Source organism: Pseudomonas sp. NMS19W (assembly GCF_051554255.1).
Lineage (GTDB): Bacteria > Pseudomonadota > Gammaproteobacteria > Pseudomonadales > Pseudomonadaceae > Aquipseudomonas > Aquipseudomonas kribbensis.
Genome location: NZ_CP136718.1, coordinates 444,283 through 457,479 on the forward strand (window position 1 = coordinate 444,283; position 13,197 = coordinate 457,479).

The following is a 13,197-nucleotide window of genomic DNA, read 5'->3' on the forward strand; positions in this document are numbered from 1 at the left end:
GCCATGGGCTGGCTTCAGCGCTGGCGTGAGCGACGCGCCAAACGGGCGATTCGCAAGCTGCCGAAGATCGAACGCGGTGCGGTGCGGTTCGCCCAGGCCTACCCGGAGTACAGCTTTGGCCGGGGCAGTTATGGTCTGCCGACCGTTCATGACTGGAAGGAAGGCTCGACGCTGAAGATCGGTGCCTACTGTTCGATTGCCGAAGGCGTGCAGATCTTCCTTGGCGGGCATCACCGGGCTGACTGGGTGACGACGTTTCCCTTTCCGGCGATGCTGCCGCAAGCCGCTGGCATCTGCGATTACAGCGGTACTCACGGGGACGTGATAATCGGCAACGATGTCTGGCTCTGCTCCAACTGCACAATCCTGTCGGGCGTCACGATTGGCAGTGGCGCAATCATCGCAGCCGGTGCACTGGTTACGCGGGATGTCGAACCCTATGCGGTCATGGGCGGCAATCCGGCGAAATTCCTGCGCTGGCGCTTTCCCGAGGAGCAGCGCCAGCAACTGTTGCAGAGTGCCTGGTGGGACTGGCCGGAAGCCGAACTGCACGGTTTGGCGCAAAAGTTGTGCAGTGACGACATCGAGGGATTCCTCGATTACGCCCGCCAGCGCCAGCCCTCGTAGTCGCTCAACGTTCCCGGGCGGCTTCTTCGGCCAGTTTTTTCGGCCGCTGCTTCTGGCGTAGCCAGTGCAGGAATGTCTTTCCGGCTTCGATTCCGGGCTTCTCGATGTACAGAAATGTCAGGCTGGCGATGACGATCAGCAGGCAGCTGCAGACGGCCATCAACAGCAGATAGAAGACCGGGTTCTGTGGATTGAAGGACATCAGGTGTGGCAGCTGTTGCACCATGATCCAGAGCACATAACCGTGCAGCAGATAGGTGCTGTAACTGATCTCGCCCAGCCAGCGGACACTGCGCAGGCGCAGGGCTCCCCAAAGCGGATTGCCCGAGGCCACGATGACGAAAAATACGCTCAGCAGCAGAAGCGGCACCAGGCTGAAGGCGCGCTTGAACAGTGTCATCGTCAGAATCAGGGCCAGCAGGGCAACCGCCGTGGCTATGTGGGTCCGGCCCCATGCAACCAGGTGTGGGCGTCTTACCCAATAGGCCGCTGCGATGCCGCCAAGAAAACTCGCCAGGAAATGCTTCTTCAGCGAATGCTCCCAGCCGACGACCTGGTACAGGGCGTAGATCCCGATCAGGCACAGTACGACTTGCACCCAGTGCCCGCGATAGATGAACACCAACCCCAGCAGCGGAAGTGCCAGATAGAAGAACACCTCATAAGCCAGTGTCCAGGTCACGTTGGAGATCAACATGCCACTCTGGTGGTGCTGATTGATATCCGGCCGGTCGAATGTCAGCCAACCCAATACCTGGCCGGCCACTTCTGCGGGAGAGTCCTTCAGTTCCCAGTCCTGCAGCTGGAACACAGTGACAAACACAATCAGCATCAGTGGCAGGTAAAGGGGATAAAGCCGGAATACCCGTGATACCGCAAATGCCAGCCAGTCGTGCTGGCGCCCCTGTTTGAGCAGGCGGCTCCAGAACAGAAACCCGGTGATCATGAAAAACAGCGCAACACTGGCCTGGCCCAACTGCGAGTAGAAGTTGCTCGGCGGAAAGTCGATCACGCCGGTGTGCAGGTAGAACCAGGTAATGATGGCGTGATGTATGAATACGCCAAAGGCCAGATAACCGCGCAAACCATCGATACTGCTGTAGCGGTTTTCACCGTTGTGCTGCAGATGTCGAGCGGCTTTGGGAGCCAGACGCAGGAACATTGCCGAAGTCGCGATAGCGAGCAGGTACGCTACCGCGGCGAAGCCAGGATTGGTATCCATCATGGTCAGTGGGCCCGGGCAGGGCGGCCTCCCTGTTGCACTTGCCTGTGCAGATTATCGACAGCCGCCCGCGACGCCGTTGTCGAATAACCCTGAAGCAGGGCATCGAAGTGGTCCTCGAACAGCCAGCGCTTGTCTTCCGTGTAACGCTGCATGTGGCGCAGGTTGCGTTGACGCAATGAAAGGCTCAAAGGGGACGGGTAGATACGCAGGTCTGCCAGGTCGATCAACCCGAACTCACCATCCTCCAGCACCAATACGTTGCCCAGATGCAGCGAACGGAAGTACACGCCCTGTTCATGCAGGCGAGCCATGAATTTGCCGAAGCGTTCGACCAGGGCCTGCCGCACGGCCGGTGCGGTAATGCCTTGAAGTACCTGGCGCAAGGTGTGGCCCGGCAGTGGGGCGTAATGCACCGCGCTGCTGCCATCGTCGAGGCGATACAGGTTCAGCACTTGCGGGGTCGGGATGCCCATCCGGCGCAATTGTTCGCTATTGATGGCGAAGCGTTCGGAGTAGGGGTTGAAGTTGCCGGAGGTGTACCAGCGGCGGCGACGGAACAGTTTGAGGAAGCTGCCATCGCTCAGGCGCAGGACCTTGGGACCGAGGCCGTCTTCCTCGATCACCTGAGCATCGGCCGCCAGTTGTTGCAGGCCGGTGACCGACAGTTTCTGTACCGGTACGGTCAGCAGGCGTCGGGCTCGCTGATTGATGCTCAGTGCAGCAATCAGCGCCAGAGGAATCCACAGCAGGAACCAGTGTTCCTTGGGGCGCGAGATGATGCCGCCACCCTCGGTCAATCCGGCACCGATGCCGAAAACCAGCCAGGTGGAAGCAATGATCAGCAACGGCTGAACCCGCTGACGCCAGCTGCTCAGCAAGCCCCACGCCTGGAAAAACAGCCAGGGCAACAAACCGAGGATTCCGACGTAATAAAGGACGCCCAGAGCGAAGCTGTGAGGTTCCTGAAAGGAATAGCCGACGCCCGGATCGATCGCCAGATCGGCGTTGAAGCCATGGCCGATCCACGGGTGATCGGCAATTTTCTGCAAGGCGATCTGCCAGATTTCGAAACGGTAGGAATCGCCACGCTCGGTAATCATTCTGGAAAACAGACTGGCCACGGCGATGCCCACGGCCATCAACGCCCCCAGCATCACCAGCGAGCGACGGTTCCAGCAGATGAAACTCAGCCACAGCGCAGCCATGGTGAGTGCGACCAGTGGCGTTCTTGAACCGGTGGCGATGACTGCTGCAAACATGACCAGCATCGCCGGCAGGCTGAGCCAGAGCAGGCGGCCATGTTTGCAGGACATGCTGACGCTCATCCAGTAGGCGCAGAAGAAGCCGAACAGGTGGGAACTGAGCAAGGGATTGTCGAAAGCGCCACCACCGACAAGACGCGCGCCAGGCTCGTAATGAAGGGCGAACCGGACCAGAAAACAGGTGGTGGCGATCAGTGCGACCATGGCCGCGACAAATAACATTGGCGCAAGAATATCGCTGCGATAGCGCACGAGCAGGTAACAGCCGACGAACAGCAGCAAGGTATGCAGCGGTGGCTTGAACATGCCACTGAACGATTCGCCGTCGACTGGCCCCCAGCTCAGACTGAGCATCGCCCAGGCGACGAACACCAGCAAAGCGGCAATCATTGGTTCGCGCAGCAGTTCCTTGAACTCGCGCGGGCGCACGCACAGGGCAACCAGCGCCGGAATGCTGAACAGGCCGTAAAACAGCTTGTGGTGCAGGCTGCGGCCAGGCAGGAAAAACAACGCGCACAGGAGCAGGAAGTAGCCGACGGGAAGTATCCACAGGCTGATGAGATCGAAGACTCGACTGGACGTACTGCTGAAGCCGCGAAGTTGCATGCTGTGAGATTCAATCCTGAAGTTGATCGGCCATTTGGTTGATGGCTTTTTGATGCTGAAAAAGACGCATAACAATACCAGCCTTTGCCCGATTGCCAGAACCCTTAAGAAGCTGTGCTAAAGTCAGCGTCCTTTTTATCGACTTTCGCGTGATATGACCGACTCCAGTCCCGCCGCAAGCCCTTCGAGCTTGAAAATCTACTTCCGCCTGCTCGGCTATGTCCGGCCGTATATCAGTCTGTTCCTGATCAGCATCGTCGGTTTTCTGATTTTCGCATCGACCCAGCCGATGCTCGGTTACATCCTCAAGTATTTCGTCGACGGTCTGTCCAATCCCGAGGCGGTACTTTTCCCGACCGTACCTTACCTGCGCGATTTGCAGCTGCTGCAGGCCGTACCGCTGCTGATCATCCTGATCGCTGCCTGGCAGGGCCTGGGTTCCTATCTGGGCAACTATTTCCTGGCCAAGGTCTCCCTGGGCCTGGTGCACGATCTGCGGGTGCAGTTGTTCAACAACCTGCTGGTGCTGCCGAACCGTTACTTCGACAAGCATAACTCCGGTCATCTGATTTCACGCATCACCTTCAACGTCACCATGGTCACGGGGGCGGCAACAGATGCGATCAAGGTCGTAATCCGTGAGGGTATGACGGTGATCTTCCTGTTTGCCTCCCTGCTGTTCATGAACTGGAAGCTGACACTGGTGATGGTTGCGATCCTGCCGTTGATCGCGGTGATGGTGCGTACCGCCAGCAAGAAATTCCGCAAACAGAGCAAGAAGATCCAACTGGCCATGGGCGACGTGACGCACGTCGCGTCGGAGACCATCCAGGGCTATCGCGTGGTGCGCAGCTTCGGTGGCGAAACCTACGAAGAAAAACGCTTCCTCAACGCCAGCCAGAGCAATACCGACAAGCAGCTGCGCATGACCCGCACCGGTGCGATCTACACGCCTATGCTGCAACTGGTGATCTACACCGCCATGGCCGTGCTGATGTTCCTGGTGCTGTTCCTGCGTGGAGATGCCTCGGCGGGCGACATGGTGGCCTACATCACCCTGGCGGGCCTGCTACCCAAGCCGATTCGCCAGTTGTCCGAAGTCAGTTCGACGATCCAGAAGGGTGTGGCGGGTGCCGAAAGCATTTTCGAGCAGCTCGATGTCGAGCCGGAAGTCGATACCGGTACGATCGAGCGCGATTCGGTCACCGGCCGCCTGGACGTGCGCAACCTGAGCTTCACCTATCCTGGCACCGAGCGTCAGGTGCTCGACAACATCAGCTTCTCGGCCGAGCCCGGGCAGATGGTGGCACTGGTCGGCCGCTCCGGCAGCGGCAAGTCGACCCTGGCCAACCTGATCCCGCGCTTCTACCACCACGACAAGGGCGAGATCCTGATCGACGGTGTGGAAGTCGAGCAATACAAACTGCTCAACCTGCGCCGCCACATCGCCCAGGTCACCCAGCACGTCACGCTGTTCAGCGACACGGTGGCCAACAACATTGCCTACGGCGATCTGGCCGGCGCGCCGCGTGAAGACATCGAGAAAGCCGCGCGTGACGCTTATGCGATGGACTTCATCGCACAGCTGCCCGAAGGCCTGGACACTCAGGTCGGCGAGAACGGCGTGCTGCTTTCAGGTGGCCAGCGCCAGCGTCTGGCGATCGCCCGTGCCTTGCTCAAGAACGCGCCGCTGCTGATTCTCGACGAGGCCACTTCGGCCCTCGACACCGAATCCGAACGGCACATTCAGGCAGCGCTGGACCAGGTGATGAAGGGCCGCACCACGCTGGTGATTGCCCACCGTCTGTCGACCATCGAGAAGGCCGACCTGATTCTGGTGATGGATCAGGGCCGGATTGTCGAGCGTGGCACTCACGGCGAACTGCTGGCGCAGAACGGTTACTACGCGCGTCTGAACGCCATGGGCCTCGACGCACCGGCCGAAGATATCGCCTGATTCCGCCTTGTGAACGCCGGGCGCGCAATGCGCCCGGCGATTTGTATCCAAACCTTTACCCATCTTGACCAAACCGGCATAAAAACCCGGCATCGCGCTTGTTAAGGTTCCTGAACGAACTCTGACTTCAATCGAAGGGGCCATCCTCTTCGCGCGGGTGCTGGCATGCTGCAACGTTATCTCTGGAAATTGCTGCCCAAGCCGCAGCGGGCCTTTCTGCTGGGGCGCCTGTCGGTGGTCGACCGACAGGCGGTGAACAAGTCAATGTCGGCCGGCCTGCGCTTTCCCGAAGCGTTCGAACAACGCTCCTGCCTGTTCATTCACGTCCCCAAATGCGCCGGCAGCAGTGTGTGCAAGTCGATGTTCGACGGCTGGCGTCCCGGTCATCTACCGTTGTACTGGTATGAAGAACAGTTTCCCACGCAGTACGCTGCGGCATTCAAATTCACTTTCGTGCGTGATCCGCTGGAGCGTGCCTATTCGGCCTATGCCTTCTTGTACGGCAACGAACTGGGCGGTCGCGATCATGCCTCGCAGCAACTGGTCAGGCACTACCGAGACTTCGACGACTTCGTTGCGCGCTGGCTACATGCCGACACCATCGGGCGACAATTGCACTTTGCCGCGCAAACCGACTTTCTCACCGATTCACTGGGGCGCCTCGCCCTGGACTTCGTCGGTTATCAGGAGCATCTGGAGCGGGATTTTCGCCTTGTGTGCGAGCGCCTGGGTCTGACCAGCCAGCTGCACCACATCAACAGCTCCCGGCAGCGACGCCCACAGCCGGCCCGTGACTTCTGTACGCAACGCACCCGACGCCTGGTACGGCGAGTCTATGCACGTGATTACGAGATGCTCGGTTATGAGTGAGGCTCTGTCAGTATCGCCGCCACCGGCGATCCGTCCCTATGCGCTGTCTCTTCCCGCCGAGGCGCGTGCTGCGCATAAGGTGCAGCGCCCCCGTTGCCTGTGGCTGACAGGTCTGTCCGGCGCCGGAAAGTCGACCCTGGCCAATGCGCTGGAACTGCATCTGCATCAGTTCGGGCTGCACACCTTCCTGCTCGATGGCGACAATCTGCGCAGCGGTCTGTGTCGTGATCTGGGCATGAGTGACGCCTGCCGGCGCGAGAACATCCGGCGCACCGCCGAAGTGGCGCGGTTGATGGTGGACGCCGGGTTGATCGTGATCGTGGCTGCCATTTCACCGTTTCGTGCCGAGCGGGATACGGCACGCCGGCTGTTTGCCGAAGGTGATTTCATTGAAGTGCATGTCAGCACTTCGCTGGAAGTCTGCGCCCGACGCGATCCGAAGGGTTTGTACCGGGCGGCGCGAGAAGGGCGGATCAAGGACTTCACCGGGATCGACAGCCCGTACGAGGCGCCGCTGGCGGCCGAGTGCCGGATCGATACGGACGAGGTCGAGCTGGCCGATGCCTGTCATCGACTGGCGGCGTTTCTGTGCAAAAAATAAGCAAAAAAGCCTGTCGTTTCATCCTGTTGCAGCCGCTGCACAAGCCTTCGCCAACCCTGTGTTAATATCGCGCCCCTGTTCATTTTGTATGTGGGTTGCTCCATGAAGTTGTCCATGCCGCGATTCGATCAAGCCCCTGTCTTGGTGGTCGGCGATGTCATGCTCGACCGTTACTGGCATGGTGGTACCTCACGGATTTCCCCTGAGGCGCCGGTTCCGGTTGTAAAGGTCGAGCAAATCGAAGACCGCCCGGGCGGTGCCGCCAACGTTGCCTTGAACATTGCCGCGCTGGGTGCGCCGGCGTCGCTGGTCGGTGTGACCGGTGACGACGAGGCTGCCGACAGCCTGAGCAACAGCCTCAAGGGTGCGGGCGTGCGCGCCTTGTTCCAGCGCATCGCGCACCAGCCGACCATCGTCAAGCTGCGGGTCATGAGCCGGCACCAGCAATTGCTGCGTATCGACTTCGAAGAACCGTTCGCCACTGACGCCCTGGCCCTTGCTTCCCAGGTCGACGACCTGCTGGAAGGCATCAAGGTGCTGGTGCTGTCCGACTACGGCAAAGGCGCACTGAAAAACCATCAGGCGCTGATCCAGGCCGCCCGGGCCAAAGGCATTCCGGTGCTGGCCGACCCGAAGGGCAAGGATTTTTCGATCTACCGTGGCGCGAGCCTGATCACCCCGAACCTCAGCGAGTTCGAAGCCATCGTCGGCGGTTGCGCCGATGAGCATGAACTGGTGAGCAAGGGCGCGACGCTGATGCACGACCTCGAACTCGGCGCACTGTTGGTGACTCGCGGCGAGCACGGCATGACCCTGCTGCGTCCGGACCATCCGGCGCTGCATTTGCCTGCACGGGCCCGTGAAGTGTTCGACGTGACCGGTGCCGGCGACACAGTGATTTCCACCCTGGCGGCCGCGATTGCCGCAGGCGAAGAACTGCCGCACGCGGTGGCGCTGGCCAACCTGGCGGCCGGCATCGTGGTCGGCAAACTGGGTACGGCGGCGATCAGCGCCCCGGAACTGCGTCGCGCGATTCAGCGCGAGGAAGGTTCGGAGCGCGGTGTGCTGGGTCTGGAGCAACTGATTCTGGCGGTGGCCGATGCCCGGGCGCACAACGAGCGGATCGTGTTTACCAACGGCTGCTTCGACATCCTGCATGCCGGGCACGTGACCTACCTCGAGCAGGCACGAGCGCAAGGCGATCGTCTGATCGTGGCGATCAACGACGACGCTTCGGTCAGCCGCCTGAAAGGCCCGGGCCGCCCGATCAACAGCGTCGACCGGCGCATGGCGGTTCTTGCCGGTCTCGGTGCGGTGGACTGGGTCATCAGCTTCCCTGAAGGCACCCCGGAAAACCTGCTGCGCGAGGTCAAGCCGGACGTGCTGGTGAAGGGCGGCGACTATGGCATCGACCAGGTTGTCGGCGCCGATATCGTCAAGGCCTACGGCGGCACCGTGAAGGTGTTGGGGCTGGTGGAAAACAGCTCGACCACGGCGATTGTGGAAAAAATCCGCAAGTCCGAGTGATGCAAACATGAAGACCGCGCCTGCGATGACTCTCTGGAGTCACTCGCAGGCGCGGTCTTTTGTCGTTCAGGAATTCACTTTCTTGCGCGGCACGATCTTCTTCAGCAGTTGCTTGGCCTTGCCGCGCAACCGCTCCAGCCCTGTGTCCTTGGGGGGCGGCGTCAGGCCTTGCTGGCGCAGCCAGTCCTTCCAGCGAATCCGCTCATCGCGCACCAGCCAGCCGTCCTGCCGGGCGAAGCTTTCCGCCAGATACAGGCCTCGGGTGCCTGCCGGGGACAACTGACCTTTCTTCAGCGTATACAGCTCGGGCAACGGTTCGCCGTCCTGCAGCGGCATCAAGTACAGATCGGGGCGCTTGCGGTCGAGTCGGGCCACCAGTTGATCGCCTTCCAGTCGTTCATCGACATGGAACAGGCTCAGGTTCTTGGCTTCCTTCGGCACGTCGAGCCGCAGGTCATAGATCAATTGCAGGGACGCGGTCGGCAAGTGCACGTAGGCCCGTGGCCGTTCCAGCAATTGCAGATTGGCGCAGCGTACCGGTCGCGCCGAACCGGACAGCGGCGTCAGGCGAAAGGGCAGGGCCTCGCGATAATGCAGCGCCGACGCGTACGGCGCCGGCAGCCAGGTGTCATTGAAGCGCCCGCCGAGCCAGCCTTCCGGGGTTTCCAGCAGGCATTCTTCGGCGATCTCCTGGATGGCCGTGTGCAACGGGATATTCAATTCGTGCGCCGGCACGTAGCCGGAAATCAGCTTGAGCACGACATCGCCGCGATCCTGCCGCCGCTGGCGCACCAGCACCCAGTAATCGCGATTCTGCCAGTGCAGGGTCAGGCGCACCGAGACGCCGAGATTGGCCAGTTCCAGCGCAAAGCGCTCGGCATCCGCCACGCTGACCGGTTTGCGCCGCTGCAGGGTCTGGGCGAAATTCAGCGGCATGCCGACGCTCTGATATGTCAGGCCTTCGGGCGTCGCTTCGACGAACAGTGGCAGCGTCTTGAAGTTGCTCGGGTTCTTTCTGATGAGCGTACGCGGCATGTCGGCTCCTGCTTAAGGCCGCGGGGCGGCGTCAGTGACCACGAAGGACCTGGGCAACGGTCGCAACGTTATGGGCGAGGTGCAGCGGATTGATTGTCCCGACGATGGCACTGGCCACGCCGGGCCGGGCGAACAGCAACTCGAAGCTGGCGCGTACCGGATCCATCCCGGGACTCAGGCACACGTGACCGCTGGCCAGGGCCTTCTTCACCAGAATGGCTTTGCCGTGGGCAGCAGCATAGTCAATGACAGCCTTCTCGTTTTGTTCGTTCAGATTGTAGGTGACCATCGCGCAGTCGCCTTGCTCCAGCGCTTTGAGTCCGCCGTCGACGGTTTTGCCGGAGAAGCCGAAGCCGCGAATCTTGCCCTCGGCCTTCAGCGCCGCGAGGGTTGCGTAGACTTCGCTGTCATTGAGGATGGCCATGTCGTTGCCATCGGAGTGCACCAGCACCAGATCGATAAAATCCGTTTCCAGACGTTGCAGGCTGCGCTCCACCGACATCCGAGTGTGGGCGGCGCTGAAATCGTGGGTCGACTGGCCGTCGACAAATTCTTCGCCGACCTTGCTGACGATCACCCAATCCTTGCGCTGGCCGCGCAGCAACGGGCCAAGGCGTTCTTCGCTGCGGCCATAGGCCGGCGCGGTGTCGATCAGGTTGATGCCCAGCTCCCGCGCCTGCTTGAGCAGCATGCGCGCGGCGTCGTCGTCAGGGATCTGGAAGCCGTTGGGGTATTTCACGCCCTGGTCGCGGCCGAGTTTGACAGTGCCCAGGCCCAGCGGCGAAACCAGCAGGCCGGTGCTGCCCAGTGGGCGATGCAGATCGTGCAGGGTCGGCAGGCTCATGGCAGCAGTTGCTCCCAGGCCGGAACGCCCATCGGTGGTTTCGGCAATTCCGGCAGCGGAGCAGGGTGGCTCGGCTGGATGCCGTCGCGTTCCAGGGACGCGATCACACGGTCAGCGAAGTCCGGGGCCAGGGCGAGTTTGGTTGGCCAGCCGACCAGCAGGCGACCGTCTTCGGCCAGGAACGCGTTGTCCGGGCGGGTCAGGCCGGTTTGCAGCGGTTCCGCGCGGTCGACGCGCAGGGTCGCCCATTGCACGTTGCTCAGGTCGATCCACGGCAGCAACTGAGCGATTTCCTTTTGCGCAGTGGCGATCTGCTCGGCCGGCTCGCGCGCCACACCTTCGGATTCGGCAATGTCACCGCCCATGTACCAGACCCACTGGCCGTCGGCGGCCGGGTGGGTGGTCACGGTGATGCGCGGCTTGGTGCCGCCACCCAGGCAATGGGCGTACAGCGGTTTCAGGCCCGGGCCCTTGGCGATGATCATGTGCAGTGGCCGGCGTTGCATGGCCGGTTGGGTCAGACCGAGAGTTTCCAGCAGCGCCGCAGTACCGGCTCCGGCACTGAGCACGATGCGCTGGGCGCGGATCTCGCGACCGTCGACCTTCAGGCCGACCAGCACGCCGCTTTCCAGCAATGGCTCGATGTTCTGACCGGCGAGCAGACCGTCACCGGCGAGGTTGGCCAGACGCTGGATCACGCTCGGTACATCGACCACCAGTTCGGCGAGGCGGTAGACCTTGCCCTTGAAGCGTTTGTCTTGCAGCGCTGGCGGCAATTGATCGCCCTTGACCTGATCGACCCGGCCGCGCACCGCTTTGCTGGCGAAGAAACTGGTGAGGTTGCCGGCCAGGGTGCCCGGCGACCACAGGTAATGGGCTTCGGACAGCAGGCGCACGCCGCTCAGGTCCAGCTCACCGTTGCCGGCCAGGGCTTCGCGCCAGCGGCGCGGCATGTCGGCGATGGCTTCCGAGGCGCCGGTCAGTGCGCCATGAAGCGCGTACTTGGCGCCGCCGTGGATGATGCCCTGGGACTTCACACTCTGCCCGCCGCCGAGGCTGGCGCTTTCCACCAGCACGGTCGAGAAACCCTGGCGACGCAGGCGCGCGTTCAGCCAGAGACCGGCGACACCCGCGCCGACAATCAGCACGTCGGTGGAAATTGGAGATGGCATGCAACGACCTCAAGGCTCAAATAAGCCGCAAGTTTCAAGCTTCAAGCTGCAAGCTGCAACCCGAAGCGGAAAAATCGGCTTGGCTTGGCTTGGCTTGGCTTGCAGCTTGTGGCTTGAAGCCTGTCGCTGCTGTTAATGGCCTGCGGTTTTCGAGAACAGCTGAATCACCACCACGCCGAGTACGATCAAGCCCATCCCGAGCATCGCCGGGATATCCAGCTTCTGCCCATAGATGAACAGCGCCGCAACACTGACCATCACGATGCCCATGCCGGCCCACACCGCGTAGGCCACACCCACCGGCACGCTGCGCACTACCAGGGTCAGCATCCAGAACGCAATGCCGTAGCCGACGATGACCAGCACCAGTGGCAAAGGCGTGCTGAAACCTTTGACGGCCTTCATCGAAACGGTAGCGATCACTTCGGCGCAAATGGCGATGGCCAGATAGACGTAAGCGTTCATGTTCAATTCCTCGTGTGAAGCGTTGCTTTCTGAGGCGGCATTCTAGTGACTGCCCGGATGGGGTAAAGTCATTACCTATCTGTTTACAAGATGGGTTGGCCGATGAGCATGCAGTGGAATCTGGAGCAGTTGCGGGTGTTCGTCGCGGTGGCCGAACAGCGTTCGTTTTCCGCTGTGGCTCGCCAGCAGCGCAAGGCGCAATCGGCGATCAGCAGCGCGATTGCCATGCTGGAAGACGACCTCGGTGTCAGTCTGTTCGAGCGTAGCAGCGGTCGTCAGCCGAGTCTTACCGAAGCGGGCGAAGCCTTGCTCGAAGAGGCGCGGGAAGTGCTGCGTCAATGCGAGCGCCTGAACGGCCGGGCCATGGCCATGGTGCGTGGTCAGGAAGCGCAGTTGCGTGTCGCCCAGGATGAAGCGATGCCGTATCAGGCGCTGGTAGAAAGCTTCGGTGCGCTGGCCGAGCAGTTTCCGAGTCTGGAGGTGCAACTGACCAGCGCCGCACAGGGCGAGGTTTCGCGCAAACTGGTGGAGCGTCGGGCCGATCTCGGTTTGTTGTTCTATCACGATGAAATCCCCGAAGCGCTGGAGCGTCGGGTGTTGGGCAGCGTGGAGATGGTCACGGTCTGTGGCGTCAATCATCCGCTGGCGGCGCAATCCTGGGTCAATTGCCAGCAGCTGGCGCAACATCGGCAACTGCTGATGTCGACCCAGACCAGCGTCTACCCCGGCAGCGAACCGGCCAGTCCGCAGGTCTGGCGCGCCGACAGTTTCTACGTCATGGCCGAATGGCTGGTGCGCGACCTCGGCTGGGCCTGGCTGCCGCGCCACGTGGTGCAGTACTCGGCCTATCAGGGCCTGATGGTGGAACTCGACAGCGAATGGACGCCGCCAGCGCTGGTGGTGGAGCTGGTTTGGCGCCGTGATGAACCGCTGGGGCCGGCCGCCCGCTGGCTGGCGGAGCGATTTGCCATACACCTGCGGGCGATCGGCGGCAAAAGCCGATAAA

The 13,197-nt window shown here is 61.6% G+C and carries 12 protein-coding genes; 6 read left to right on the forward strand and 6 right to left on the reverse strand.

Annotated features, from left to right (window positions below):
- Nucleotides 1–3: 3 nt before the first annotated feature.
- A complete protein-coding gene (locus tag R1A29_RS01920) occupies nucleotides 4–627 on the forward strand; it encodes a CatB-related O-acetyltransferase (protein ID WP_438300500.1) in 624 nt (207 codons plus the stop codon).
- Nucleotides 628–631: 4 nt separating this feature from the next.
- Here the strand turns inward: R1A29_RS01920 and R1A29_RS01925 are convergent, their stop codons facing one another.
- Nucleotides 632–1,852 (reverse strand): acyltransferase family protein, encoded by a 1,221-nt coding sequence (locus tag R1A29_RS01925; protein ID WP_438300501.1) that lies wholly within the window; start codon nucleotides 1,850–1,852, stop codon nucleotides 632–634.
- 2 nt (nucleotides 1,853–1,854) lie between these two features.
- Nucleotides 1,855–3,720 (reverse strand): O-antigen ligase family protein, encoded by a 1,866-nt coding sequence (locus R1A29_RS01930; RefSeq protein WP_438300502.1) that lies wholly within the window; start codon nucleotides 3,718–3,720, stop codon nucleotides 1,855–1,857.
- A gap of 154 nt (nucleotides 3,721–3,874) precedes the next feature.
- Between R1A29_RS01930 and msbA the strand changes: the two genes are divergently transcribed.
- From msbA to hldE, 4 genes are all read left to right on the forward strand, one after another.
- Complete coding sequence (msbA, locus tag R1A29_RS01935) at nucleotides 3,875–5,677, forward strand: lipid A export permease/ATP-binding protein MsbA (protein WP_438300503.1); 1,803 nt, start codon at nucleotides 3,875–3,877, stop codon at nucleotides 5,675–5,677.
- A gap of 165 nt (nucleotides 5,678–5,842) precedes the next feature.
- Nucleotides 5,843–6,547, forward strand: a complete 705-nt coding sequence (locus tag R1A29_RS01940; protein ID WP_438300504.1) for a sulfotransferase family 2 domain-containing protein — start codon at nucleotides 5,843–5,845, stop codon at nucleotides 6,545–6,547.
- On the forward strand, nucleotides 6,540–7,148 hold the full coding sequence (cysC, locus tag R1A29_RS01945) for an adenylyl-sulfate kinase (protein WP_438300505.1): 609 nt from the start codon (nucleotides 6,540–6,542) through the stop codon (nucleotides 7,146–7,148). Before R1A29_RS01940 ends, cysC begins: the two co-directional genes overlap by 8 nt.
- 102 nt (nucleotides 7,149–7,250) lie before the next feature.
- On the forward strand, nucleotides 7,251–8,675 hold the full coding sequence (hldE, locus tag R1A29_RS01950; protein ID WP_438300506.1) for a bifunctional D-glycero-beta-D-manno-heptose-7-phosphate kinase/D-glycero-beta-D-manno-heptose 1-phosphate adenylyltransferase HldE: 1,425 nt from the start codon (nucleotides 7,251–7,253) through the stop codon (nucleotides 8,673–8,675).
- Between the two features lie 66 nt (nucleotides 8,676–8,741).
- On the opposite strand, the gene R1A29_RS01955 is transcribed toward hldE, so the two are convergent.
- The 4 genes from R1A29_RS01955 to R1A29_RS01970 all read right to left on the reverse strand — a co-directional run bounded on the left by R1A29_RS01955 (nucleotide 8,742) and on the right by R1A29_RS01970 (nucleotide 12,191).
- Nucleotides 8,742–9,710 (reverse strand): metal ABC transporter ATPase, encoded by a 969-nt coding sequence (locus R1A29_RS01955; protein ID WP_438300507.1) that lies wholly within the window; start codon nucleotides 9,708–9,710, stop codon nucleotides 8,742–8,744.
- Between the two features lie 31 nt (nucleotides 9,711–9,741).
- Nucleotides 9,742–10,554 carry an aldo/keto reductase gene (locus tag R1A29_RS01960; RefSeq protein WP_438300508.1) on the reverse strand — a complete coding sequence of 271 codons (813 nt, stop codon included), beginning with the start codon at nucleotides 10,552–10,554 and terminating at the stop codon, nucleotides 9,742–9,744.
- A complete protein-coding gene (locus R1A29_RS01965) occupies nucleotides 10,551–11,726 on the reverse strand; it encodes an NAD(P)/FAD-dependent oxidoreductase (RefSeq protein WP_438300509.1) in 1,176 nt (391 codons plus the stop codon). The genes R1A29_RS01960 and R1A29_RS01965 overlap by 4 nt, the downstream gene beginning before the upstream one ends.
- Before the next feature lie 132 nt (nucleotides 11,727–11,858).
- Nucleotides 11,859–12,191: a DMT family transporter gene (locus tag R1A29_RS01970; RefSeq protein ID WP_438300510.1), complete on the reverse strand. Its 333-nt coding sequence runs from the start codon at nucleotides 12,189–12,191 to the stop codon at nucleotides 11,859–11,861.
- Nucleotides 12,192–12,293: 102 nt separating this feature from the next.
- On the opposite strand from R1A29_RS01970, the gene R1A29_RS01975 reads away from it, so the two are divergent.
- Nucleotides 12,294–13,196, forward strand: a complete 903-nt coding sequence (locus tag R1A29_RS01975; RefSeq protein ID WP_438300511.1) for a LysR family transcriptional regulator — start codon at nucleotides 12,294–12,296, stop codon at nucleotides 13,194–13,196.
- Nucleotide 13,197 lies beyond the last annotated feature (1 nt).